Below are 24,835 nucleotides of genomic sequence, written 5' to 3' on the forward strand. Positions count from 1 at the left end.
TCAGACGCCCGGCGCGAAGTCCGCGATGAGGTCGTGGCGATCGCCGGGGAAGAGCTGCGATACGTTCGTCACCGGATCTCCGCCGCGCCAAGTCCAGCGTTCGATGCGCAGGCAGGCGGTACGCGGGATGCCGAGCAGGCGGGCTTCGGCGGCGGTGGGCATCACGGCGCTGATCCTGTGCCGCGCTTCGCTCCATGGCACGCGTTTTAACAGCCATGTGCCGGGCGCTTCATCCGTGAAGGACTCGGCTTCGGCCTCGGGCACGGCGGCGAGCGAAATTTCGCGCTGCTCGATGCAATAAGGCTCATTGCCCGCGTGGTGGAGGCCGGTGACGGTGATATTGCCGTCCTGCACCTCCCGCTTCAGTCGCTGCCAGCGATAGGCAAGACCGCGTTCGCCAACGACCTTCGCAAGGTCGGGCACCTCCAGAACCGCCGAATGCACGCGCGGGTGTGCAACGAACGATCCGGCCTTGCGCCGTCGTTCAATGAGCCCTGCCCGCGCTAGCATCTCCAGCGCCTTGCTCACCGTGGCGCGCGAGCAGCCGTAGCTGCGGACGAGTTCGTGCTCGAAGGGGATACGGTCACCCGGCTTCCAGTCGCCCGAGCGGATTCGTCCCTCGATATCGGCGCGGATGCGCTCGCCGGGCTTCACGCGGTGAGGCGCTCCAGCGCGACGGCATAACGCGCCGCGATCGCTTCCCGCGCGACATGGCGACCGTCTTTCACCTGCAGCACACCGCCGGCCCAGACGCTGTCCACACAGCCCGCGCCGCCCGCGAATATCCAGCTATCGAGAATCATATCGCCTTCTCTTGCGGCGAATGCCGGATGGCAAGCATCGAGCGCAACGATATCGGCGGGCATCCCAGCCGCGAGCCCGCATTTCACGCCCAGCGCCTGTGCGCCGCCCACCAGCGTCGCGCCGAACAGCCGCTCGCCGACCGACGGCGTTTCTTCGCAGCCGAGAATGTTGCGCCGGCGATGGTGAAGCCGCTGGCTGTATTCGATCATGCGCAGTTCGCCCGCCGCATCGACGAGGATGTTGGAGTCGGTGCCGGTGCCGATGCGGCCTTCGAGACACAGATAGGCATCGGCCGGAAACACACCGTCACCAAGGTTCGCTTCCGTCACCGGGCATAGGCCCGCGACAGCGCCCGAGGCGTCAAGGCCCATCACCTCGGCATCATCGATGTGGGTTGCATGGATCAGGCACCAACGCTCGTCCACAGGCGCGTTTTCGAGCAGCCATTCCACGGGCCGCGCGCCGGACCACGCGCGGCAGGCCTGCACCTCCTTCGTCTGCTCGGCGGCGTGGATATGGATAGGTCCATCCTGCGCCAGCGGCAGGATCGCGGCCAGCTCTTCCGGCGTCACCGCACGCAGCGAATGCGGCGCGATTCCGATCACGTCACCCTTGCGCAGCTTGGCGCGGCTCGCGTCCATCAGCCGCGCAAAGCCATCAATGTCACTGATGAACCGCCGCTGCCCCTGCGCGGGCGGAGCACCTCCAAAATCGGCGTGTGCGTAGAACACCGGTAGCAGCGTAAGACCGATGCCCGTTTCTGCTGAAGCCGAAACGATGCTGCCCGCCGTTTCCGCAGGGTCCACGTAGCGGCCGCCACCGACGTCGTTGTGGAGGTAGTGAAACTCACCGACGCGCGTGTAGCCGCTCTCCAGCATCTCGGCATAGGCGAGCGCGGTAATCGCGGCGATGTCGTCGGGCGTCATGCGGTCGAGGAAGCGGTACATCACCTCGCGCCACGACCAGAAATCGTCGTCAGGACGCCCGCGCCGCTCCGAAAGCCCCGCCATGCCCCGCTGAAAACCGTGGCTGTGTACGTTGCAGAGCCCCGGAATCGCGATGCCGTGACGTTCGTCTTCAGCCATTGCCGGAACGCCCGTCTCGACGCTTTCGATCAACCCGCCGGAGAGCGTGAGCCTCACGTCCGTCGCCCAGCCGTCGTTCAGTCTTGCCTGCGAGAACCAAAGCCTTTGCATCGCCACCTCGATATTATGTCTAGACATAATAGCCGATCGCGCTGAGAATGGCACGCATGAATCGCCTCTGGCACAACGCAAGATTGATGACGCTCGAAGGGCGCGGTCTCGGCATCGTCGAGGATGGTGCCGTGGCGTGTGAAGACGGCATCATCACCTATGCGGGGCCGAGCGCGGGCGCGCCGAAAGCCGCCGAGCGCATAGACTGCGAAGGCCGCTGGATCTCGCCCGGCCTCATCGATTGCCACACGCATCTCGTTTACGGCGGAAACCGGGCACGCGAGTTCGAACTGCGGCTCCAGGGCGCGTCCTATGAGGAGATCGCCCGCGCCGGCGGCGGCATCGTCTCGACGATGAAGGCGACGCGCGCGGCGAGCGAAGACGATCTCGTCGCGGCCTCCCTGACCCGCCTCGACACGCTCATTGCCGAGGGCGTCACCACGGTCGAGATCAAGTCCGGCTACGGCCTCTCTCTGGAGCATGAACGCAGGCAACTCCGCGCTGCCCGCCGCCTGGGCGAAGAACGCAACGTCGCTGTCACCACCACCTTCCTCGGCGCGCACGCTCTGCCGCCCGAATTCTCCGACCGCGACGCCTATGTCGCGTACGTCTGCGACGCGATGCTGCCCACTCTCGCCGCAGAAGGCCTTGTCGATGCGGTCGATGCGTTCTGCGAAGGCATCGGTTTCTCGCCCGATCAAGTTGCGCGCGTGTTTGCCGCCGCCGAAGCGCTCGGCCTGCCCGTGAAACTCCACGCCGAGCAGCTTTCGGACCTCGGCGGCGCAGCGCTCGCCGCGCGCCACAGCGCCCTTTCTGCTGACCACCTTGAACATCTGAATGCGGCGGGCATCGCCGCGATGGCCGCCTCCGGCACCGTCGCCGTCCTGCTCCCCGGCGCCTTCTATTTCACGCGGGAGGAGAAACGCCCGCCCGTCGCCGCGCTCCGCGCACACGGCGTTCCCATCGCGCTTGCGACGGATTGCAACCCAGGCACCTCGCCGCTCACCTCGCCATTGCTCGCGATGAACATGGCGGCAACATTGTTCCGCCTGACCGTTGCGGAATGCATCGCCGGCTTCACCTGCGAAGCCGCGCGTGCGCTCGGGCACAGCGACATCGGCACGCTCGCGCCGGGCAAGACCTGCGACCTGGCAATCTGGGACATCGGCGAGCCCGCCGAACTCGTTTACCGCATGGGCTTCAATCCGCTCCATGCGCGCATCTGGAGAGGACAGTGACGATCACGCTCACCCCCGGCGCCATCGGTTTCGACGCCCTGCGTGCCATCTATGGCGGCGAAGCGGCAGCGCTCGACGCGGCAGCCTTTCCCGCCATCGAAGCGAGCGCCGCCGCTGTCGCGCGCATCGTCGATCGCGGTGATCCCGTGTACGGTATCAACACCGGCTTCGGAAAACTCGCTTCAGTCCGTATCGATGCCGCTGATCTCGCCACCCTCCAGCGCAACATCGTGCTCAGCCACGCCGCAGGTGTTGGCGAACCGATGCCGCGCGCGATCGTACGGCTGATGATGGCACTGAAGCTTGCAAGCTTCGGCCACGGTGCATCGGGCGTCTCCACGGCAACGGTCCACCTCATCGAAGCCATGCTGGCGAAAGACCTGATGCCAACGATCCCCGCGCAAGGGTCGGTTGGCGCCAGCGGCGACCTCGCCCCCCTCGCCCACATGGCCGCCACCATGATCGGCGTCGGCGAGATCGACGGTATTCCCGCAGCCGAAGCCCTGGCAAAGGCGGGCCTCACTCCGCTCACGCTCGGCGCGAAGGAAGGCCTCGCACTCCTCAACGGCACGCAATTCTCTTGCAGCTACGCGCTCGCCGGTCTGTTCGAGGCCGAAAGCCTGTTCCGCACCGCGCTCGTCACCGGTGCGCTCTCCACCGAAGCCGCGAAGGGCTCCGACACACCGTTCGACCCGCGCATTCACACGCTGCGCCGCCATCGCGGCCAGATCGACGTGGCGGATACGCTCCGCACGCTGATGCAGGACTCCGCGATCCGCGCCTCGCATCTCGAAGGCGATGCGCGCGTACAGGATCCGTATTGCCTGCGCTGTCAGCCGCAGGTGATGGGTGCCGTGCTCGGCATCCTGCGGCAGGCGGCCGAAACCCTCATCGACGAGGCGAACGGCGTTTCCGACAACCCCCTCATCTTCGCCGATACAGACGAAGCGCTCTCCGGCGGCAATTTCCACGCCGAGCCAGTCGCCTTCGCGGCAGACATGATCGCACTCGCGCTCTGCGAGATCGGCTCCATCGCCGAGCGCCGCATCGCCATGCTCGTCGATCCCGCCCTTTCCGGCCTCCCCGCGTTCCTGACGCCGAAACCCGGCCTCAATTCGGGCTTCATGATCCCGCAGGTGACGGCAGCGGCGCTCGTCTCCGAAAACAAGCAGCGCGCCTATCCGGCCAGCGTCGATTCGATCCCCACCTCTGCCAATCAGGAAGACCATGTTTCGATGGCCGCGCACGGTGCGCGCCGCCTGCTGCCGATGGCCGAAAACCTTGCTGCCGTGCTCGCCATCGAATATCTCGCCGCCGTGCAGGGCTGCGATTTTCACGCGCCGCTCGCTTCAAGCCCGGCGCTCGAAACCGCCCGCGCCGCGCTCCGCGCCGACGTCCCCACGCTGGATGACGACCGCCATTTCCACCCGGATATCGTCGCAGCGACACGGCTTGTGAACGCGGGCACGCTCGCGGCACTCGTGGAGCTTCCCTTATGACATGGCTGATGGTGCATCAGGGCGACGCGCCGCTTGTCGTCACCTTCCCACACACCGGAACCACGATCCCGCTGGAAATCGAGGACACGCTGCGTTCGCCGTGGCTCGCGCTCAAGGACACCGATTGGTGGGTGGATGCGCTCTACGCCTTCGCGCGCGATCTCGGTGCCACGACGATCCGCACCGGCATGTCGCGCACGGTCATCGACGTAAACCGCGACCCGTCCGGCGTCTCGCTCTATCCGGGGCAGATCACAACGGGCCTCTGCCCCACCGAAACCTTCGACGGCGAGCCCTTCTACCGCCCCGGCGAGGAACCGGATGAAGCCGAAATCGCGCGCCGCCGCGCGGCATGGTTTGATCCCTATCACCGCGTTCTCTCCGAAGAGCTCGCCCGCCTGCGCCGTCGCCACACGCATGTTGTGCTCTATGACGCACATTCCATTCGCGGCCACGTCCCGCGCCTGTTCCCTGGCGATCTTCCCGACCTCAATGTCGGCACCAACGGCGGCACAACCTGCGCGCCCGCGCTTGCGGACGCCGTGCTGGCTGCCTGCGCCCGCTCGCCCTACACGCATATTCTCGATGGGCGCTTCAAGGGCGGCTGGACGACGCGCCACTACGGCAACCCCAGCGCCGGCATCCACGCGGTCCAGATGGAACTCGCGATGCGTACCTACCTCGCCGAGCCGCCCGTGACGGCATGGGGCAACTGGCCCGCCGACTACGATCCCGCCCGCGCCGCGCCGCTGCAATCCACGCTCCGCGAGGTTCTGGAAGCCGCCATCGCATTTGCCAAAGGCCACGCATGACTCGCACCGACACCACCCGCATCATCCGCCCCGCCACCGGCACCGCGCTCAGCGCCAAAAGCTGGCTCACCGAGGCCCCTTTGCGGATGCTCATGAACAATCTGCACCCCGACGTCGCCGAGCGCCCCGAAGAGCTTGTCGTCTACGGCGGCATCGGCCGCGCCGCGCGCGATTGGGAAAGCTACGACAAGATCGTCGAAACGCTGCGCCGCCTGAACGATGACGAGACGCTGCTCATCCAATCCGGCAAGCCCGTGGGCGTGTTCCGCACGCATACGCAGGCGCCGCGCGTGCTCATCGCCAACTCCAACCTCGTGCCGCACTGGGCAACGTGGGAGCACTTCAACGAGCTCGACCGCAAGGGCCTCGCCATGTACGGCCAGATGACGGCGGGCTCGTGGATTTACATCGGCACGCAGGGCATCGTGCAAGGCACCTACGAGACATTCGTCGAAATGGGTCGCCAGCACTACGGCGGCGATCTGTCTGGGAAATGGCTGCTGACGGCGGGGCTTGGCGGCATGGGCGGCGCGCAGCCGCTCGCGGCGGTGATGGCCGGTGCATCGTGCCTCGCCATCGAATGTCAGCCGAGCCGGATCGAGATGCGCCTTCGCACCGGCTATCTCGATCACGCGGCGGAGACGCTTGACGAGGCCGTGCGTCTCGTCACCACGGCGACAAAGCCCGTCTCGGTGGGCCTCCTCGGCAATGCCGCCGAACTGCTCCCAGAAATCTTCCAGCGCGGCATCCGGCCTGATCTCCTCACCGATCAGACCTCCGCGCACGATCCGGTGAACGGTTACCTGCCCGCGGGCTGGAGCCTCGAGCGCTGGTTCGGGATGCGCGAGCAGAACCCGGACATCGTCGCCGAGGCCGCAAAGGCCTCGATGGCCGTGCACGTTCGCGCCATGCTGGATTTCCAGAAGGCAGGCGTCCCAACGGTCGACTACGGCAACAACATCCGGCAGGTCGCGAAGGATGCGGGTGTCGAAGACGCGTTCGCCTTCCCCGGCTTCGTGCCCGCCTACATCCGGCCGCTGTTCTGCCGCGGCATCGGCCCGTTCCGCTGGGTGGCGCTCTCGGGAGACCCGGAGGACATCTACAAGACGGATGCGAAGGTGAAGGAGCTCATCCCCGACAACCCGCACCTCCACAACTGGCTCGAAATGGCGCGCGAACGCATCAAGTTTCAAGGCCTGCCCGCGCGCATCTGCTGGGTCGGGCTTGGCGATCGTCATCGGCTCGGTCTCGCCTTCAACGAAATGGTCGCGTCCGGCGAGCTGAAGGCGCCGGTTGTCATCGGCCGCGATCACCTCGATTCCGGTTCGGTCGCCAGCCCCAACCGGGAGACGGAGGCGATGCGCGACGGCTCCGACGCCGTGTCGGACTGGCCGCTCCTCAACGCGCTCCTCAACACTGCGTCCGGCGCCACGTGGGTCTCGCTCCACCACGGCGGCGGGGTCGGCATGGGCTATTCGCAGCATTCGGGCATGGTCATCGTGTGCGACGGCACAGAGGCGGCCGCGCGCCGCATCGAGCGCGTTCTCTGGAACGACCCCGCCACCGGGGTGATGCGCCACGCCGATGCGGGCTACGACATCGCACTCCAGTGCGCGCGCGATCAGGGCCTCGATCTCCCAGCCATCGGCTAGACGCGGCGTTTCTTCCTGTGTCATAGGCTCGGCGCAAACGCGGGGAGCAGGAGAAGCGCATTGGATGAAATCGATCTCGTCGGTGCAACCAAGCAGGCGCTGCGTCGACTCGCCACAACGGTCTGCGTCATCAGCACCCGCCACGAGGACGAGCGCTTCCTGATGGCGGCGACCGCTGTTGAAGCGATGTCGATGGACCCGCCGTCGATGCTCGTCTGTGTCAACCGATCAGCCTCGATGCACGCGCCCCTCGCGGCGGGCGCGGACTTTGCGATCAACATCCTCTCCGCCGATCAGGAGGATATTTCACGCATTTGCGGCGGCGGCGCCAAGGGCGCTGAACGCTTCGCCTGCGGCGACTGGCGCGATGGTCCGGGTGGCCTTCCCCTGCTCGGCGGCGCGCAGGCGAATGTCGTCTGCAAGCAGGATGGCCTTTTCGCCTACGGCACGCACACGATCGTGATCGGCCGCGTGCAGTCCGTCACCGTTGGCGATGTCGTCGATCCGCTGCTTTACGTGGATGGCCGCTACACGCGCGTTCCCGCTTAGGGCACGATCACCGCAGCGCCGGAAAGCCTGCCCGCCCGCAGCCGTTCGAGTGCGACGTTCGCCTGTTCGAGGCTGAACGTTTCCGTCACCGTCTTCAGCCCGGATTTCTCCACGACCTCGAAGAACGAGGTTCCGTCCTCACGCGTCAGGTTCGCAACCGATCGGATCACCCGCTCGCCCCACAGGTCGGCGTAGGGAAACGCCGGAATGTCGCTCATATGGATGCCCGCGCAGATCACGCGCCCGCCCTTGCGCACCGTCTTGAGCGCAGCAGGCACGAGCGCCCCGACCGGCGCAAAGATCAGCGCCGCATCGAGCTCCGCGGGCGGCGCCTCTTCCGATGATCCCGCCCACACGCAGCCGAGCGACCGCGCGAACACCTGCGCCTCCGCGTCTCCCGCCTTGGTGAACGCGTAGACCTCGCGCCCCTGCCACACCGCGACCTGCGCCAGCACGTGCGCCGCAGCGCCGAATCCGTAGAGGCCGATGCGCCGCCCCTCCCCCGCCATCCTCAGCGCGCGCCAGCCGATCAGCCCCGCGCAAAGCAGCGGCGCGGCCTCCACGTCGGAGAAGCGCTCGGGGATCGGGAAGCAATAGCGCGCGTCCGCCACGACATGCGTTGCATAGCCGCCGTCGCGCGTGCAGCCGGTGAATTCAGGATGGTCGCAGAGGTTTTCCTGCTCCGCCGCGCAATAGGGGCAGTGGCCGCACGTGTGCCCCAGCCACGGCACGCCGACGCGCTGCCCGATCGAGAACCCAGTCACGCCCGCACCTATGTCGACCACGCGCCCGACGATCTCATGCCCCGGCACGATCGGATAACGCGCCGGAATATCCCCATCCATCACGTGCAGATCGGTGCGGCACACGCCGCAAGCCGATACGGCGATAAGCACCTCGTCCCTACCCGGCACAGGCACGGGACGCTCCACGATCCTCAAAGCCTGTCCCGGCCCGGCAAGCTCAGCCGCGCGCATGATCGCCATCGTCGTTTCTCCTCGGCCAAACGTGACCTGCCGTCTGGAGTCGTGCAATGCGTCAGATTACCATCGTGCCGTATCGGCTGCCGGGGGAAGTACATGACGGGGCGTATCGAGGAACTGGCGCACGAGATCGTCCGCTTGCAACAGGAGCTGGACCGCGAGATCGAGCGCCGCCGCAAGGCGCTCGGCTGGTCGCTTAAGGCGCGCTTCGTCGAGTTCGAGCAGGGCATTGTCGCCGAGCATCGGCGTCTGCGCATGGACCTCACGCAGTTCATTGCCCGCTCCTCGTGGCGCACGATCGTGACGGCGCCGGTGATCTACTCGATGATCGTGCCGTTCGCGCTGATCGACATTTGGGTCAGCATCTATCAGGCGATCTGCTTCCGCGCCTACGGCATCCCGCGCGTTCGCCGTAGCGACCATATCGCTTTCGATCGCGGACACCTCGCTTACCTCAACTGGATCGAGGCGTTGAACTGCGCCTATTGCAGCTACGGCAACGGCGTCGTCAGCTATGTGCGCGAAATCGCCGCGCGCACCGAGCAATACTGGTGCCCGATCAAGCACGCGATCAGGGTCAGCGGAGCACACCAGCGCTACCAGGCCTTCCTGGAATACGGCGATGCCGAGGGCTACCGCGCGCGCCTTGAATCCTTCCGCGATGCTCTGCGAAGCGAAAAGGAAGAGAGCCTCAGCTAACGCGTCAGCCGTTCATGGTGCCAGCGCAGGTGCGGCTCCATGAACGTCGAGATGAAGTAATAGCTGTGGTCATAGCCTTCGCGCATCCCCAGCATCAGTGGAATGTCCGCCTTCGCGCACGCGGCTTCGAGGAGCTCCGGCTTCAGCTGTTCTTTCAGGAAATTGTCCGCCCCGCCCTGGTCTACCAGCAGCTCCGGCACGCGAGCGCCGTCCTCGATCAGCGCGCAGGCATCGTATTCGCGCCAGGCCGCACGGTCCGCCCCCAGATAGCCGCCAAGCGCCTTTTCGCCCCACGCACACTGAAGCGGGCTGACGATCGGCGCGAAGGCTGACGTCGCGCGGAACCGGCCCGGATTGCGCAGGCTGATGGTGAGCGCGCCATGGCCACCCATGGAATGGCCCATGATGCCCTGCCGCGACATGTCCGCCGGAAAGTGTGCGCCGATCACTTCTGGCAGTTCGCGCTCGATATAGCTGCGCATCCGAAAGTTCGCCGCCCAGGGCGCGGCGGTCGCGTCCACGTAAAAGCCTGCGCCCTTGCCGAAGTCGTAGGCCTCGTCGTCCGGCACGTCATCGCCACGCGGGCTCGTGTCGGGCGCCACAAAGATTAGGCCGAGCTCAGCGCACACGCGCCGGAATTCGCCCTTTTCAGTGACGTTCGCGTGCGTGCAGGTGAGTCCCGAAAGATACCACACGACCGGCAGCTTCGTGCCCGGGACATGATCGGGAACGAACACACTGAACACCATCGGCGTACCGGTTTCGCGCGAGCTGTGCTTGTAGACGCCCTGTGTGCCGCCGAAGCTGCGGTTCGTCGAAACGGTTTCGATGGTCATTTGTCCTCCAGAACAGGAATTTGGGCGATGATCGGTGTGTGGCCCCACGCTTCGAGCGCTCGCACAAGGTCAGGCCCGGACATGCCGACCGTCGCCGTGTTGCGCAAGGGGTGGACGTTCACCGTCTCCGCCGCCGCGAGGGCCGCATCCAGCGCCACACTCACCACGCGGCCCGCATCGTTGAATGCGGCGAGCGGCGTCACCGATCCCGGCGTAATGCCGAGCAGACGCTCCATGTCCTCCGCCTTACCGAAGCTCAGCCGCCGTGATCCGATCACGGCCGGCAGAGCCTTCAGGTTCGCCCGCGCTTCGGCCGGGATCGTCACCAAGAAGAACGCGCCCGCCTCGTCCTTCAGGAAGAGATTCTTGGTGTGCGCGCCGGCGATCGCATGGTGCAGCGCCTCGCTCTCGCCCACGGTAAACACAGCCTGATGCTCGTGCTTTGTGAAAGCGACGCCGAGCGCACCAAGCGCCGTGTCCAGTTCCGTTTCCCTCGATGTCACAAAGAGCCCCTTTCGGCCCGGCGCATACAGCGCATTAACCCTCACATGCCAGTATGTTTGCACGAGTGATATTTTTCTGGAGAATGGTCATGGGCCGGGAGATAGAACGGCCGGGTCTTTCGCCCAGTTCCGAGGAACTGGATTTCGTCCGCAAGGCGGTCGATCACGTCCGTATTCGCTCTGAGGCCGCACTCACCCGCAAGGAGAGCGAAATCCGCCGCCTGCGCGCGGAGGTCGAATGCCTGCAGATCATCAAGCAGCGCTTCGAATCGATCGTCGAAGCCGTTCCCGTCATCATCTTCGCGTGCAATTCGAAGGGTGATGTCACCTACATCAACAACAGCTTCACGCGTTTAACAGGCCGCCCGCCCGAGGACGCGCTGGGCGCCGGCTGGCAAAGCTTCACGCATCCGGAAGATGTCGCGAACATCAAATCGGCCCTCGCGCTCGCGATTCAGAGCGGTGTGCCGCGCGGTGCGCTCATGCGGATGCTGCAGCGGGACGGCGCCTACGCGACATTCAGCGCCACCGGCGCGGCGGTGCGCGACGGCAACGGCAAGTTCCTTGAATGGTACGGTATGCTCATCCCGCAGCCTGGCCAGCTTCACGTGCTGAGCGGCTGAGCACGAAATCAAGACGTTACGGGTTCGCATCGACGCGCCGACTTGTCCCATTGCGGCACAGACGGGTCGAGAAACCTTACAATCCTGTGACCTCCAATCCTCAGAACGCTGCAATTTCCGCCACATGCGGAACTGGCACCCTCCTTGCGTGTTCCAGCGACAAGGCGCCCTCTATCGGCGCCGAGTTGAAAGGACGAGGACCATGCTCGACACGCGCGCCTATGATGGCTCAAAGCAGGGCTACCGGCTTGTATACCGCCCGTCGAAGGTCAATTGCTGCCCCGGCTGCGGGCACACGAACTGGTACATCGGCCGCAGCTCTGCCGAGTGCGCCTTCTGCGCAACCGCGCTGCCGCTCCAGCAGACGGGCGGCGCAGACTTTCTCACCGATCTCGGCGTACTGGTCGCAGCCTGAGAGCGCACGTCGCCAGATAACCGGCGGTTATAGCGAGCCTTCGAGATACGCTCTTGCGGCGTAGGGCCTGATGCCCTTCCCTCTCCGTTCGTTCAGTTGGAGGGGTATTCATGAAACGGTCCTGTGTTCTTGTTGCACTCATTGCCACGACGGCTGCGTCTCCAGCCGCGGCGACCGATCTTGATGCCGTCAGGAAGCTCGTTTCCGATTCAGGCGCCGCTGCGGCGCCGGGCTGCGCGGTCGGCGCGTTCAAGGCCGGCAAGCCGCTGTTCGTCACTGCATCCGGCATGGCGGATGTGGAGGCGAAACGGCCGCTCGATGGCGACACGCTGATCTATGCCGCGTCGGTCTCGAAGCAGTTCACGGTCCTTGCCGCCGCGACCCTCATCACAAAAGGCAAGCTCGGCCTCAACGACGACATTCGGAAATACCTTCCAGAACTGCCCGTCTACGAAGTGCCGGTCACCGTCCAGATGCTGATCCACCATACCTCGGGGGTTCGGGACTGGCTGGCGCTGGCGCGCTGGTCGGGCAGCGACGATGCGGCGACGTTCACCAAGGCCAAAGCGCTTGATCTGCTGCTGCGCCAGAAAGCCACCAATTTCACCCCAGGCACCGATTTCACCTATTCGAACGGCGGCTATCTGCTGCTTGCGGAAATCGTCGAACGCGTCTCCGGTATGCCTTTCAGCGACTATGCCGCGAAGGCCGTACTGAAACCGCTCGGCATGAAGAACAGCGTTTTCATGAACGGCGCCCGCCCCGAGGGCAAGGTCGCGCACGGCTACAAGGCCAAAGACGGCGGCTTCGAGATTCGTGACACCTATCCGCTGATCAGCGGTTCGGGCGGGCTGATGACCACGATCAACGACCTCGCGCGCTATGAGTACGATATCGAGATCGGCCACAAGGTCTGGACCCCCGCCGTCAGCGCCATCATGCTCGAACCGGGGCGCTTCACGAACGGCGAACCCGCCGTCCGCAAGCCGAGCCTGCAGGCGTACGCCGGCGGTCTCATGATCGGCGAACGCCGTGGGCAGAAATTCGTCCAGCACAGCGGCGGCGCCGAAGCCTTTCTCAACCAGTATCAGCGCCTGCCCGACCGCCGCCTCGGCATTGCGGTGTTTTGCAATCGAAGCGACTGGAATCCCGTGGAAAAGGCCGACGCCATCCTCGAACTTATCGAAGGCAATATCCTGGCGCCCAACACAGCGTCGCCCAGCGGCCGCTATTATTCGGACGAGCTACAGGCGACCTACGATATCAGCACAAAAGGCCCCGCGCTGACGGCGGCGATCACCTCGCCCTACACCACGAAAGGCGCACCGTTGAACTTCACGCTCGCCCCGGACGGTGTCTATCGCGGGGATGGGATGACGCTCAAATTCTCGGATGACCGCGCCAGCTTCACGCTCGGCACGGACCGCGTGCGCGGCATCACCTTCGCGCGACTGGCGGACGGCGGCTAGAAGTCTAGCCGCCGCGCGTTCAGGCTGCCGCCTTGCGCGATTCGCGCTTGCGCTCGTGCGGATCGAGGAAGCGCTTGCGGATGCGGATAGACTTCGGCGTCACCTCAACCAGCTCGTCGTCGTCGATGTAGGCGATCGCCTGTTCCAGCGTCATGCGCTTCGGAGGCGTCAGGCGGATCGCATCGTCCTTGCCCGATGCGCGGAAGTTGGTCAGCTGCTTGGATTTCAGCGGGTTGACCTCAAGATCCTGAGGCTTCGCGTTCTCGCCGATCACCATGCCCTGATACAGCGGCTCGCCCGGCGAGATGAACAGGATGCCGCGATCTTCGAGCGCATTCAGCGCATAGGCGACCGCCTCGCCCTGCTCCATCGAGATCAGCACGCCGTTCTGGCGGCCCGTGATCTGGCCCTTGTGGGGGCCGTAGCTGTCGAACAGCCGGTTCATGATGCCGGTGCCGCGCGTGTCGGACAGGAACTCGCCGTGGTAGCCGATGAGCCCGCGCGACGGCGCGATGAACGTCAGCCGGGTCTTGCCGCCGCCCGAGGGGCGCATGTCGGTCATCTCGCCCTTCCGTAGCGCCATTTTCTCGACGACCGTGCCTGAATGCTCCTCGTCGACGTCGATCACGACGGTCTCGTAGGGCTCTTCGCGGCCGTTCGGGCCATCGCGGAACAGCACGCGCGGACGCGAGATGCCCAGCTCGAAGCCCTCGCGGCGCATCGTCTCGATGAGCACGCCAAGCTGAAGCTCGCCGCGTCCCGCCACTTCGAAGCTGTCCTTGTCGGCGCTTTCGGTGACGCGGATGGCGACGTTGCCCTCCGATTCGCGCAGCAGGCGATCGCGGATCATGCGGCTCGTCACCTTGCTGCCTTCACGGCCTGCGAACGGGCTGTCGTTGACGGCGAAGGTCATGGCGAGTGTCGGCGGGTCGATCGGCTGCGCGGGCAGCGCGGCCGTCACCGAAGGCTCGGCAATCGTATTGGCGACGGTTGCCGTCGAAAGCCCGGCGATGGCGACGATGTCGCCCGCCTCGGCGCTTTCCACCGGCACGCGCTCAAGCCCGCGGAACGCGAACACCTTGCTGGCCCGGCCTTCCTCGACGACCTTGCCCTCGGGGTCGAGCGCGCGGATCGGCATGTTCGCCGAAAGCTTGCCGCTGGTGATGCGGCCGGTGAGGATACGGCCAAGGAAGTTGTCGCGGTCGAGCAGTGTCGCCAGCATGGCGAATGGCCCTGCCGGATCGGCATCCGGCGCCGGCACGTGCTCCACGATCTTCTCGAACAGCGGCGTCAGGTCGCCCGAGCGCACGTCCGCCGAAAGCCCCGCATAACCGCCACGCCCGCTGGCGAACAGCGCCGGGAAGTCGAGTTGCTCGTCGCTCGCGTCGAGCGCCATGAACAGTTCGAACACTTCGTCGAGCACCTCATCGGCGCGCGCGTCCGAACGATCGACCTTATTGACGACGACAATCGGACGAAGCCCGAGCGCGAGCGCCTTGCCGGTGACGAACTTCGTCTGCGGCATCGGCCCCTCGGCGGCATCGACGAGCAGGATCACGCCGTCCACCATCGAGAGGATTCGCTCCACCTCGCCGCCGAAGTCGGCGTGGCCGGGCGTATCGACAATATTGATGCGCGTCGTCTCGCCGCCGTGCGTCCACTCGACGGAGGTGCACTTCGCGAGAATCGTGATGCCGCGCTCTTTTTCGAGGTCGTTCGAGTCCATCGCGCGCTCTTCAACGCGCTGATTATCGCGGAAGGTGCCGGACTGGCGGAACAGCTGGTCAACGAGCGTTGTCTTGCCGTGGTCGACGTGGGCGATGATTGCCACGTTGCGAAGGCCCATGGGGGTCTCTTTCAGATTCGAGGAAACGGATTTGGCGCGCGCATACAGCACCTGCTGCATCGCAGCAAGGCGTGTCACCTCTTGGCGAAGCCCCCGTCACCCGATTAGAGCTTCAAAACCAACAAGGAGGATCGCCCGTGACCAACAGCCTGCACCCCGAAACGCTGGCACTTCATGCCGGCTGGCGCGCGGACCCGACGACGGGCGCGGTGGCCCCTCCGATCTATCAGACGACCTCGTACCAGTTCAAAAGCACTGAGCACGCCGCGAACCTGTTCGCGCTGTCCGAGCTCGGCAACATCTACACGCGCATCATGAACCCCACGACCGACATCCTCGAGCAGCGCATTGCCGCGATCGAGGGTGGCGTTGCGGCGCTCGCGGTCGCGTCGGGTCAGGCGGCGTCGGCATTTGCGATCCAAAATCTCGCCCGCGCCGGTGACAATATTGTCAGTTCCACAGATCTTTACGGCGGTACGTGGAACCTGTTTGCGAACACGCTTCGGGATCAGGGCATCGACGTCCGCTTCGTCGACCCCGCCGATCCGCAGGCGTTCGTGCGCGCCAGCGACGAGCGCACCCGCGCCTGGTACGCCGAGACGCTCCCGAACCCGAAGCTGCGTGTCTTCCCGATCGGTGAGGTCGCCGCACTCGGTCGCGGGCTCGGCATTCCGCTCATCGTCGACAACACCGCCGCGCCACTGCTCGCGCGCCCGTTCGACCACGGTGCCGCCATCGTCGTCTATTCGGCAACGAAGTATATCGGCGGCCACGGCACCTCGATCGGCGGCCTCATCGTCGATGGCGGCAATTTCGATTGGGAAGCGAAGCCTGAGCGTCACCCGACGCTCAATACGCCGGACCCGAGCTACCACGGCGCTGTCTGGACGCAGGCGGTGAAGCCGCTCGGCCCCATCGCCTACATCCTGCGCGCCCGCACCGTGTTGCTGCGCGATCTCGGCGCTGCGCTGTCGCCGATGAACGCCTTCCAGCTTCTGCAGGGCCTCGAAACCCTGCCGCTCCGGATGCCACGCCATTGCAGCAACGCGCAGGCGGTTGCCGACTATCTGAAGAAGCGCAAGGGGATAACGAAGGTTATTCATCCTTCAGCTCAGGATAGCGAAGCCCGCGCCCACGCCGACAAGTATCTCTCTGGCGGCTACGGTGGCCTGCTCGGCTTCGAGCTTGAAGGCGGCCGCGAGGCCGGCCGCGCCTTCATCGACAACCTCAAGCTGCTCTACCACGTCGCGAACATCGGCGACGCCCGCAGCCTCGCCATCCACCCCGCTTCGACGACGCACTCGCAGCTCTCGGAAGCTGACCAGATCGCCACCGGCGTCTCCCCGGGCTACGTGCGACTCTCGATCGGCCTCGAATACATTGACGACATCATCGCCGACATCGAACAGGCGCTGGTGGCCGCCGGGGCCTAAAGCACCCGCGCCAGCAAGGCGCGGCTGGATGCATCAAACCCTTCCCCCGCGCTGCCTTCCAAAGCGGCGCGGGCCATCTCCTTGCCGAGCTCCACCCCCCACTGATCGAACGGGTTGATGCCGAGCAGCACCGCTGCCGTAAACGTGCGGTGCTCATAGAAAGCGATGAGCGCGCCGAGCGTGTGCGGGTCCAGCGTTTCAAGCACGATCGCACTCGACGGCCGGTTGCCCGGAAACGTCTTCGCGGCCGCGAGCCCCGCATCACCGCCGCTCACCGCCAATGCCTCTTCGGTCGTCCGCCCGCGCATCAGCGCCGCCCCCTGCGCGACAGCATTCGCCAGCAGCTGCCGGTGATGCGCCGCGCCCAGCCCGTGCCCCGGCGTCTTCACCATCACGAACTCGGCCGGCACCAGATGCGTGCCCTGATGCAGAAGCTGGAACACCGCGTGCTGTGCATCCGTGCCCGTGCCGCCCCACGTAATCGCGGCGCTCGGGTGCTGGAGCGCCCTCCCCGCCGTATCCACGCGCTTGCCGTTGCTTTCCATCTCAAGCTGCTGGAGGAACGACGGCAGCAGCCGCAGCCGCTCGTCATAAGCGAACACCGCGCGCGTCTCGGCACCAAGGAAGGCCGCGTAGAGCACATCCACCATCGCCGCGAGCACCGGCGCGTTCGCCGCGACGGGCGTGGTTTCAAAATGCGTGTCCATCTCTCGCGCCCCCGCCAGCAGCGCCTCGAACGCCACCCATCCGAGACCGAGCACTGCTGTCACGCCCACCGCCGACCACAGCGAATAGCGGCCGCCGACACTTTCCGCGAAGCCGAGCACATTCTCGCGCGCCACGCCCCATGCCGCAGCCTTCTCAGGCGCCGCTGTCACCGCAACGAAGCGCTCCGCACTACCGATCCAGTCCCGCGCACTCTCGGCATTGGTCATGGTCTCGACGGTCGTGAATGTCTTCGACACCACCACCACGAGCGTCCGCGCGGGGTCGCAGGCACGCATCGCACGCTCCAGCGCCACGCCGTCGATGTTGGAAATGATGTGCGTATCATAGCGCGCGCCCTCACCACCGAGCGCATCCACCAGCAATGCGGGGCCAAGCGCCGAGCCGCCGATGCCGATGTGGAAGATATGTCGGATCTCGCCGAACGTCCCGCCCTCCACGCGGTCCACCAGCCGCTGCATCGCGTGCCGCGCGTCGGCTGCAGCCGCAACCGCTGGCCCACTGCCTGAACCGCGCTCCGCCGTGTGCGTCGCCGCGCGCACCTCGCTCGGGTTCACGATCGCGCCGGAAAGCAGCGCCGCACGCCGGGATTCGAAGTCCGAAGCCCCCAGCAGCCCCGTAAGCGCCGCCTCTGCCGCCTTCGACAAATGCATTTTCGAAAGGTCGAAATGGAGCCCGGCGACGTCCACCGAAAGCCGCCCTACCCGATCCGCTTCCGCCGCGAATAGCGCGCTCAGCGTCGGAACCTCGCTCGCTGCCTCCGTTGCCGCCGCCCAGGCCGCACTTCGCTCGTCCATCCGCCCTCCGCTCCTTGCTTGACACCCCGGACCGGGGCCAATAGTGCCGCCCTGTGAGCGATCCCGAAACCGTAGACCCTTCTACCGAAGCCGCCCGCGCAGTCCATCAGGCGCGCGGTGAACAGATGCTCGGTTCGATGAAGGAAGGCCTCAGAACCATCGTCGGCGCGGTGCTGATCGCGCTGTTCTTACGCTCGTTCGGCTACGAACCCTTTAACATCCCGTCCGAATCGATGCTGCCGCGTCTGCTGGTCGGCGATTATCTGTTCGTGGCGAAATGGCCCTATGGCTACAGCCGCTATTCCTTCCCGATGGGCCCGCCGATCTTCGAAGGTCGCATCGGCGGCAGCGCGCCGGAGCGCGGCGACATCGCTGTGTTCAAGACGCCGAGTGACAACCGCACGGATTTCATCAAGCGCGTAATCGGCCTGCCCGGCGACATCGTTCAGATGCGCGGCGGTACGCTTTACCTGAACGGCGATGCCGTGCCCAAGCGCCGCGTCGCCGATTTCGTCGTGCCGCAGAGCCCGAACATGGCCTGCCTCAAGGGCGAAGTGTTCGTCGACGCGAGCGGCGAGCGCATGTGCCGTTACATGCGTTTCGAAGAAACGCTACCCGGCGGCCGCACCTATTTCGTGCTCGACAGCGACCCGATGAGCGCGGGCGACGATACGGCCCCGTTCGTGGTGCCTGAAGGCCATTATTTCATGATGGGCGACAACCGCGACAACAGCTCTGACAGCCGCTTCAGCTTCGCCGAGGGTGGCATCAGCTTCGTGCCTGCGGAAAATCTCGTCGGCCGTGCCGAGATCATGTTCTTCTCGACCGACGGCTCGGCAAGTTGGGTCATGCCGTGGACATGGGTTTCCGCCGCGCGTTGGGAGCGCATCGGGCGCCTCTTCTGATGGACAGCACGGCGTGGGCACGAGAGGCACTCGGCCACGAATTCAGCGATACAAAGCTGCTTGAAACCGCGCTCACGCATGGTGGAGGGCGCAAACGCAATTACGAACGGCTCGAATTCCTCGGTGATCGCGTGCTTGGCTGTGTCGTCGCCGCATGGCTCTATCAGCGTTTCGACGAGACAGAGGGCGAGCTTGCCCGCCGCTTCGCCGCGCTCGTCGACAAAGGAACCTGCGCGGAGGTCGCGCGCGCCGTGGGCGTACCCCCGATGATCCGCATGGATACCGCCGCGCGGCAGGCGGGTGTGCACCGGTCGGACAATGTGCTCGGCGACATCTGCGAGGCACTGATCGGCGCGCTCTACGTCGATGGTGGCCTCCCCGCCGCCGAAGCCTTCATCCGCGCCACCTGGGCCGCTCACCTCGATCGCCCGGCCTCAGCGCCGCGCGATCCCAAGTCTGCGCTTCAGGAATGGGCGCAGGCGAAGCGCCTGCCGATACCCGTTTACGAGGTCGTTGGTCGCTCCGGCCCGGATCATGCGCCGAGTTTCCGCGTTCGTGTCACCGTGCGCGGCTATACGCCAGCAGAGGCGGACGGTTCGAGCAAGCAGGAAGCGGAGAAACAGGCGGCAATCGCGCTGCTCGCGCGGGAGACGGGTGAATGAGCGAGAAGACCTTTTGCGGTGTGGTTGCGGTGGTCGGCGCGCCGAACGCGGGTAAGTCGAGCCTTGTGAACGCGCTCGTCGGCCAGAAGGTCGCGATCGTCAGCCCCAAGGTGCAGACGACACGCACGCGCCTGATGGGCCTCGCGATCGAGGGCGAGACGCAGATCCTCCTCGTCGACACGCCCGGCATCTTCCAGCCGAGGCGCCGCCTCGACCGCGCGATGGTCCACGCCGCCTGGGAAGGCACCGCGGGCGCGGACATCGTGCTCCTCGTCATCGATGGCAAGCGCGCGATCTCCGAGGAGACGAACGCTATACTCGAAGTTCTCGCAAACCGGCCCGAGCCCAAGATGCTCGCCATCACCAAGGTCGATATCGCTGCGAAAGAGCGCCTGCTCCCCATCGCCGCCGAAGCGAACCGCCGCGTCGACTTCGCCGAAACGCTGATGGTTTCCAACGTCACCGGCGATGGCATCGATGATCTCCGCCGCACGCTCGCCGCCGCGCTCCCCGAAGGCCCGTGGCACTTCCCGGAAGATCAGGTCTCCAACATCACTACGCGACTCCTCGCGGCCGAGATCACGCGCGAACAGCTCTACCGCCAGCTCCACGAGGAACTCCCTTACGCCTCCACTGTGGAAACCGAGCTGTGGGAAGAGCAAAAGAACGGCTCCGTGAAGATTCACCAGCAGATTCTCGTCCAGCGCGACACGCAGAAAGCCATCGTGCTGGGCAAAAGCGGCACCCGCATCCGCGCCATCGGCTCCGCCGCCCGCGCCGAACTGGAAACGCTGCTCGAGCGTCGCGTTCACCTATTCCTGAATGTTAAGGTGAAGCCCGACTGGGCAGACGACCGGGAAACCTATCGGGACATGGGCCTCGGCTGGGTGGATTGAGGGCGACCGCCCCGGCGTTACCCATCTGGACGGGAAATTGCCCGCCTGCAGCATTGCTCCCTGATGTATGCCTGCCACGATTGACCGGCTTTCAAGGGAGGCCATGTTGATCCGCAGCCATCTATGCACCATTTCCGCTTTCGCCCTCGCTGTTTCGGCGTGCGAACAGCAAAAGCCGCTCGACGCACCCGTTCCGGCAGGCAGCGCGGCGCGCATCGCCCACCCGGAGGATCAGGAAATCGCCGATCTCGCCAGAAAGCCCGACAGCTGGGTTCTGGAGCAGGTTGGCGGCGAGCGGATCGTTCTTGATGGTCAGACACTCGACCTTCGAATGCAGTATCTTTTCCACAAAGCACGGGTGGCGGCGGAAACAGAAGCGCAAGAGGCGAAAGACCGGCCCGAAAAACCGGAAGCGGACCCCATTGATGAGCCGCAAAGCGCCATGGAGACCCGCGAGGACGCAAACCAGCGCTGGATTCGGCGCACAAAGGTGGGGCCAGAACTCGCGTCGATAACGAACGAAACCGTCACGGCAAGGGACGGCAAGCCCATTCCTGTCCGCATTTACAGGCCCAGGGCGGAAAGCCCGCTTCCGGTTCTCGTCTACTATCACGGCGGCGGCTGGCTGTTCGGCAACATCGAGGCTGTGGACCGCGCCATGCGACGGCTGGCGGACGAAGCCGGGGTGATGATCATTTCGACCGATTACCGGCTCGCGCCGGAAAACCCGTATCCCGCGTCATGGAACGATGCTGAAGATGCTTACTATTGGGCATTGGAAAATGCTGGCCGATTGAATGGCGACACCTCGCGCATTTGCGTGGGCGGCGACAGCGCTGGCGGCAACATGTCGGTTGTGGTGACTGCCAGGGCCCACAAGGCTGGAAAGCCGAAACCCGCGTGTCAGCTGCTTTACTACGCTGCCGTCGATAACCGCAGCGTGCCCATCATGCGTATCCATTACGCTTCTGCGCGCCTGTTCTGGAACGGCTTCGGTCTCGACGAGCCCTTCACGAATTATGTGCACCAGCGTGTGTTTCCGGAGATGGATTTGTCTCAGCCCGAGATCTCGCCGATTTTGGCCGACAACTTCACGATAATGCCGCCCACGCTCGTTGCCGCTGCCGGCTTTGATCCGCTGAGAGATTCAGACCGCGCGTACGCAGCGGCTTTGAAAAAGGCGGGCGTACACACCGTCTACATGGAGTATGCGGCCCTGCCGCACGGCTTCCTCCAGCAAACCGCCGTTACCCAGGAAGCCGATCGCGCGGCCGGGGAAACGGCGCGGGCATTCGGGAAGCTGGTCGCCGGTCTCCAGCCAAAAAGGCAATAATCCGAAGGCCGGCGCGAGATGGATCCGGATGTTCGGTTGTCGCGGTCGACCGCGCGCCTCTCCTGCCGCAAGGCGTTGCTGGAGTGTATTTTCGCCGCACTCGTCATTGGCGTCGGCATTTATGTCGTACTTGGCGCCGCGTAAGCCGCTACTCGAACTCACCCTTCGGCAACGTTTCCACCTTCGCCCACACCGCCGCGACGTCCGGCACCTGAAGCCCAAACACACCGCCGAGCGCCGCCGCGAGGTCGTCAGCGCTCGTCATCGTTTCCGTGGTCATGCCGCTCGCCGTCACCGTGCGCCGCGTGCGGTTGACGATCGATTCGATACGGCCATCGAAGTGCCGCATCACGACGAGGTTGTTTCGGAACGGCGAGCCGTCGTCAGCCATCAGCCACGCCTGCTGTGCCGCAAGCTGCGGTTCGTCCGCGTAGTCGGCCTTGAAGTCGAAGCTCGGCGCCGCGCCGAAGCGTTGGTTGCGGAAGCGTAGCCAATCCGAGTCCGCCGCTTCGATACCGAAGTCGTGGTCGTCCTCGCGGTGATCGCCGATCGCGAGCGGGATCGGCCGCGCCGGCGCGTCGCCAAGGCCGCCCTCTACCAACCAGGGCCGATCAAGGTCTACGCGCAGCGTCAAGTGGTTGCCCACCGCAAGGTCACCCAGCGCGGCACGGTTTACGCCGCCGCACAGGCGTGTCACCCGATAGCCTGCCGCCGAAAGCGCAGCGCCCAGAAGCCCGTTCATCTCGTAGCACCAGCCGCCGCGTGTGCCGTCGATCATCTTGTCGAACGCCGCCGCCGGGTCGATCGCGTTCGGCCAGCCCATGAACGCGTCGAGCACTTCCCATGTGAAGCTGTGCACGTGACCGCGCTGAAAGGCGGCAAGGCGATCGCGATCGGGCGTGCCCTCACGCGACACGCCGATGCGTGCGCAGTAGCGGTCCATCTGTTCAGGTGTCAGTTCGGTCAGCATAAGAGTAAGGCCCGTATATCGTTTGACGCGCCTCTAGCGCCTCGGCGATGATCCGCCAATGCACCTCGATGCCGAAGCCCTCGTCTGCGCTGCCATTGCTCACGGCGAGAACGGGGCGGTCGTGCGCTTCCTCACCGCAGAGGCGGGACTCGTCGCTGCCTATGTGCCGGGCGGGCGCTCGCAGCGGCTGCGTCCGGCGCTTTCGCCTGGCACGCGCGTGCGGCTTCGACTCGATGGGCGTACGGAAACGCAGCTTGCGCGCGCAGGCGTGGAGATCGTGCGCTCCCGCGCCGCGCTCGCCTTCGATCCGCTGGCGCTGGCGCTTGTCGAGTGGCTGGCAGGCCTCGCCGCCACGCTGCTCCCCGAAGGCCACCCCTACCCGCGCGTCCACGAAACGTTCGAATCGGTGCTCGACCTCGCAGAGCTTCAGGATGATCCGCTCGTCACGCTCGCGGCGCTCGCGCGCTTCGAGCTGCTGTTTCTCGCCGAGCTGGGCTTCGGCCTCGATCTTTCCACCTGCGCCGCGACAGGGCAGACGGAAGATCTCGCTTTCGTGTCCCCGAAAACCGGCCGCGCGGTAAGCGCAATCGCAGGCGCGCCCTATGCGGACCGCCTGTTCCGCCTGCCCGCCTTCATCGCGAACGGCGGCGCGGCAAGCGAGGACGACATCGCCGAAGCCCTGCGCATCGCCCGCCATTTCATCGAACGCGATCTCCTCACCGGCCGCCGCGCCGCGAACCTCACCGCCGCACGCGACAGGATCGAAGCGCGGCTGAAGCGGTAGGGCGTCAGCGGCAGCGCGGCTGTTCCGGCCGCCAGGGCGCGCGCCACTGGATGGCGCTCAGCTGACACATCACCCTAACCAGCGAAACGACAACGCCTTCCACGAAGCCGTAGAGGGCGGAGCGGTGCTCGGTCATCAGCCGCATGTCGAATTCATCACGCATCGCAAGTCTCCGTGTTTCAATGCGTGGACTGTGCCCGTGCGTCACCTCTGAAACCAACAAAACGATGGACGCCATTCATAAGCTAAACTTATGATAGGCCTATGCGCCGCCTACCGCCCCTTGCCGCCGTCCGCGCCTTCGAGGCTGCGGCACGTCACGGGCATTTTACACGCGCCGCCGAAGAACTCGGCATGACGCAGGCGGCCGTCAGCTATCAGGTGCGTCTGCTTGAGGAACGCGTTGGCCATAAGCTCTTCTTCCGAACCGGCGGCGGCGTGAGGCTCACCGATATCGGCGCACGCATCACGCCTTTGCTGTCGGGCGCCTTCGACACGATGGAGGAGGCATTCCGCGCCGTGCGGCAGGAAACGGAAAGCGTGCTCACCATCTCGTGTACCGTCTCCATGGCGGCAAACTGGCTCGCGCCCCGGCTCGGCGCATTTCAGGTGACGCGGCCGTCGCTTGCCGTTCGCCTGCAGAGCCAGAACCAGCTCGTCGATTTCGCGCGCGAGGATGTCGACGTCGCATTGCGCCTCGGGCATGGCGATTGGCCGGGTCTCACGTCGCATTTTGTCATGCGCGACGCCCTCCGCGCCTTTGCGAGCCCCGCTTTCCTCGCCGCGCATCCACCGATCCGGAGCGTCGACGACGTGCTCCGTCTGCCGCGCATCAGCGCGGGCGACGAATGGTGGTCGGTCTGGCGCGGGTGTTTCGATGCCGCGCATATCGAAGATCGCCCCGCGCCCGGACTTCGGCTCGATTCCCAGATCATGGAGATGCAGGCGATCATGGTGGGGCATGGCATCGGCCTGCTCAATCCGCTGTTCTGGACGCACGATATTGCCGCCGGACGGCTCGTCCCCGTTTTCGGGGAGACGGTGTTCGATCACCGCAGCTACTGGCTTGTCTATCCAGAGCACACAGGCACACGGCCCAAGGTGAAGGCGTTCCGGGAATGGCTTCTCGCGGAGGCTGCGCGCGAGGCGGCAAGCGATCCGTTCGGCAACTACGAGTATCCCGCCGCACGCGCCTGACGGAAGGC

25 protein-coding genes are annotated in these 24,835 nt (G+C 65.5%); 16 read left to right on the forward strand and 9 right to left on the reverse strand.

The features are described 5' to 3' along the window. Positions 1-654, reverse strand: a complete 654-nt coding sequence (locus AAC014_RS03780) for a UTRA domain-containing protein (protein WP_339704242.1) — start codon at positions 652-654, stop codon at positions 1-3. After that, positions 651-2,000, reverse strand: coding sequence for a formimidoylglutamate deiminase (locus AAC014_RS03785; protein ID WP_339704244.1), 1,350 nt, complete (start codon positions 1,998-2,000; stop codon positions 651-653). The genes AAC014_RS03780 and AAC014_RS03785 overlap by 4 nt, the downstream gene beginning before the upstream one ends. Before the next feature lie 47 nt (positions 2,001-2,047). On the opposite strand from AAC014_RS03785, the gene hutI reads away from it, so the two are divergent. The 5 genes from hutI to AAC014_RS03810 are packed head-to-tail and all read left to right on the forward strand — an operon-like array spanning position 2,048 to position 7,750. Beyond that, positions 2,048-3,238: an imidazolonepropionase gene (gene hutI / locus AAC014_RS03790; protein WP_339704246.1), complete on the forward strand. Its 1,191-nt coding sequence runs from the start codon at positions 2,048-2,050 to the stop codon at positions 3,236-3,238. After that, the gene (gene hutH, locus AAC014_RS03795) at positions 3,235-4,737 is read left to right on the forward strand and encodes a histidine ammonia-lyase (protein ID WP_339704248.1); all 1,503 of its coding nucleotides are present in this window, start codon (positions 3,235-3,237) and stop codon (positions 4,735-4,737) included. The genes hutI and hutH overlap by 4 nt, the downstream gene beginning before the upstream one ends. Further along, the gene (gene hutG, locus AAC014_RS03800) at positions 4,734-5,549 is read left to right on the forward strand and encodes an N-formylglutamate deformylase (protein WP_339704250.1); all 816 of its coding nucleotides are present in this window, start codon (positions 4,734-4,736) and stop codon (positions 5,547-5,549) included. Before hutH ends, hutG begins: the two co-directional genes overlap by 4 nt. Beyond that, positions 5,546-7,201: a urocanate hydratase gene (hutU, locus tag AAC014_RS03805; protein WP_339704252.1), complete on the forward strand. Its 1,656-nt coding sequence runs from the start codon at positions 5,546-5,548 to the stop codon at positions 7,199-7,201. Before hutG ends, hutU begins: the two co-directional genes overlap by 4 nt. Before the next feature lie 60 nt (positions 7,202-7,261). Further along, positions 7,262-7,750 carry a flavin reductase family protein gene (locus AAC014_RS03810; RefSeq protein ID WP_339704253.1) on the forward strand — a complete coding sequence of 163 codons (489 nt, stop codon included), beginning with the start codon at positions 7,262-7,264 and terminating at the stop codon, positions 7,748-7,750. On the opposite strand, the gene AAC014_RS03815 is transcribed toward AAC014_RS03810, so the two are convergent. Beyond that, positions 7,747-8,736 (reverse strand): zinc-dependent alcohol dehydrogenase family protein, encoded by a 990-nt coding sequence (locus tag AAC014_RS03815; RefSeq protein WP_339704255.1) that lies wholly within the window; start codon positions 8,734-8,736, stop codon positions 7,747-7,749. The genes AAC014_RS03810 and AAC014_RS03815 overlap by 4 nt on opposite strands. Positions 8,737-8,829: 93 nt before the next feature. Here AAC014_RS03815 and AAC014_RS03820 point away from each other — a divergent pair, with 93 nt between their 5' ends. Then, positions 8,830-9,432 carry a hypothetical protein gene (locus AAC014_RS03820; protein ID WP_339704257.1) on the forward strand — a complete coding sequence of 201 codons (603 nt, stop codon included), beginning with the start codon at positions 8,830-8,832 and terminating at the stop codon, positions 9,430-9,432. Here AAC014_RS03820 and fghA read toward each other — a convergent pair. Next, on the reverse strand, positions 9,429-10,268 hold the full coding sequence (gene fghA / locus AAC014_RS03825; protein ID WP_339704259.1) for an S-formylglutathione hydrolase: 840 nt from the start codon (positions 10,266-10,268) through the stop codon (positions 9,429-9,431). The two genes, AAC014_RS03820 and fghA, sit on opposite strands and share 4 nt — an antisense overlap. Then, a complete protein-coding gene (locus AAC014_RS03830; RefSeq protein ID WP_339704261.1) occupies positions 10,265-10,771 on the reverse strand; it encodes a prolyl-tRNA synthetase associated domain-containing protein in 507 nt (168 codons plus the stop codon). The genes fghA and AAC014_RS03830 overlap by 4 nt, the downstream gene beginning before the upstream one ends. An 89-nt stretch (positions 10,772-10,860) precedes the next feature. Between AAC014_RS03830 and AAC014_RS03835 the strand changes: the two genes are divergently transcribed. The 3 genes from AAC014_RS03835 (at position 10,861) to AAC014_RS03845 (ending at position 13,278) form a co-directional block, all read left to right on the forward strand. Then, positions 10,861-11,394: a PAS domain-containing protein gene (locus tag AAC014_RS03835; RefSeq protein WP_339704263.1), complete on the forward strand. Its 534-nt coding sequence runs from the start codon at positions 10,861-10,863 to the stop codon at positions 11,392-11,394. 202 nt (positions 11,395-11,596) lie between these two features. Next, on the forward strand, positions 11,597-11,809 hold the full coding sequence (locus AAC014_RS03840) for a hypothetical protein (protein ID WP_121048128.1): 213 nt from the start codon (positions 11,597-11,599) through the stop codon (positions 11,807-11,809). 110 nt (positions 11,810-11,919) lie between these two features. After that, on the forward strand, positions 11,920-13,278 hold the full coding sequence (locus AAC014_RS03845; RefSeq protein ID WP_339704267.1) for a serine hydrolase domain-containing protein: 1,359 nt from the start codon (positions 11,920-11,922) through the stop codon (positions 13,276-13,278). Between the two features lie 19 nt (positions 13,279-13,297). Here the strand turns inward: AAC014_RS03845 and typA are convergent, their stop codons facing one another. Then, on the reverse strand, positions 13,298-15,124 hold the full coding sequence (gene typA / locus AAC014_RS03850) for a translational GTPase TypA (protein ID WP_339704269.1): 1,827 nt from the start codon (positions 15,122-15,124) through the stop codon (positions 13,298-13,300). Positions 15,125-15,261: 137 nt separating this feature from the next. Between typA and AAC014_RS03855 the strand changes: the two genes are divergently transcribed. Then, positions 15,262-16,557, forward strand: coding sequence for a PLP-dependent transferase (locus tag AAC014_RS03855; protein ID WP_339704271.1), 1,296 nt, complete (start codon positions 15,262-15,264; stop codon positions 16,555-16,557). Here AAC014_RS03855 and pgi read toward each other — a convergent pair. Then, positions 16,554-18,080: a glucose-6-phosphate isomerase gene (gene pgi, locus AAC014_RS03860; RefSeq protein WP_339704273.1), complete on the reverse strand. Its 1,527-nt coding sequence runs from the start codon at positions 18,078-18,080 to the stop codon at positions 16,554-16,556. The two genes, AAC014_RS03855 and pgi, sit on opposite strands and share 4 nt — an antisense overlap. Positions 18,081-18,217: 137 nt before the next feature. Here pgi and lepB point away from each other — a divergent pair, with 137 nt between their 5' ends. From lepB to AAC014_RS03880, 4 genes are all read left to right on the forward strand, one after another. Then, positions 18,218-18,985 (forward strand): signal peptidase I, encoded by a 768-nt coding sequence (lepB, locus tag AAC014_RS03865; RefSeq protein ID WP_339705334.1) that lies wholly within the window; start codon positions 18,218-18,220, stop codon positions 18,983-18,985. Continuing rightward, a complete protein-coding gene (gene rnc, locus AAC014_RS03870; protein ID WP_339704275.1) occupies positions 18,985-19,647 on the forward strand; it encodes a ribonuclease III in 663 nt (220 codons plus the stop codon). Before lepB ends, rnc begins: the two co-directional genes overlap by 1 nt. Then, complete coding sequence (gene era, locus AAC014_RS03875; RefSeq protein WP_339704276.1) at positions 19,644-20,543, forward strand: GTPase Era; 900 nt, start codon at positions 19,644-19,646, stop codon at positions 20,541-20,543. Before rnc ends, era begins: the two co-directional genes overlap by 4 nt. Positions 20,544-20,649: 106 nt before the next feature. Next, positions 20,650-21,876 (forward strand): alpha/beta hydrolase, encoded by a 1,227-nt coding sequence (locus AAC014_RS03880; RefSeq protein WP_339704277.1) that lies wholly within the window; start codon positions 20,650-20,652, stop codon positions 21,874-21,876. Between the two features lie 148 nt (positions 21,877-22,024). On the opposite strand, the gene AAC014_RS03885 is transcribed toward AAC014_RS03880, so the two are convergent. Then, positions 22,025-22,846, reverse strand: coding sequence for an arylamine N-acetyltransferase (locus tag AAC014_RS03885; RefSeq protein WP_339704279.1), 822 nt, complete (start codon positions 22,844-22,846; stop codon positions 22,025-22,027). Positions 22,847-22,904: 58 nt separating this feature from the next. On the opposite strand from AAC014_RS03885, the gene recO reads away from it, so the two are divergent. Next, positions 22,905-23,630 (forward strand): DNA repair protein RecO, encoded by a 726-nt coding sequence (gene recO, locus AAC014_RS03890; RefSeq protein WP_339704281.1) that lies wholly within the window; start codon positions 22,905-22,907, stop codon positions 23,628-23,630. Positions 23,631-23,634: 4 nt separating this feature from the next. Here the strand turns inward: recO and AAC014_RS03895 are convergent, their stop codons facing one another. Continuing rightward, the gene (locus tag AAC014_RS03895) at positions 23,635-23,793 is read right to left on the reverse strand and encodes a hypothetical protein (RefSeq protein ID WP_339704282.1); all 159 of its coding nucleotides are present in this window, start codon (positions 23,791-23,793) and stop codon (positions 23,635-23,637) included. A 101-nt stretch (positions 23,794-23,894) separates the two neighbouring features. Between AAC014_RS03895 and AAC014_RS03900 the strand changes: the two genes are divergently transcribed. Continuing rightward, the gene (locus AAC014_RS03900; RefSeq protein WP_339704284.1) at positions 23,895-24,827 is read left to right on the forward strand and encodes a LysR substrate-binding domain-containing protein; all 933 of its coding nucleotides are present in this window, start codon (positions 23,895-23,897) and stop codon (positions 24,825-24,827) included. The last annotated feature ends 8 nt before the right edge of the window (positions 24,828-24,835 follow it).

Source organism: uncultured Sphingosinicella sp. (assembly GCF_963974575.1).
Lineage (GTDB): Bacteria > Pseudomonadota > Alphaproteobacteria > Sphingomonadales > Sphingomonadaceae > Sphingosinicella.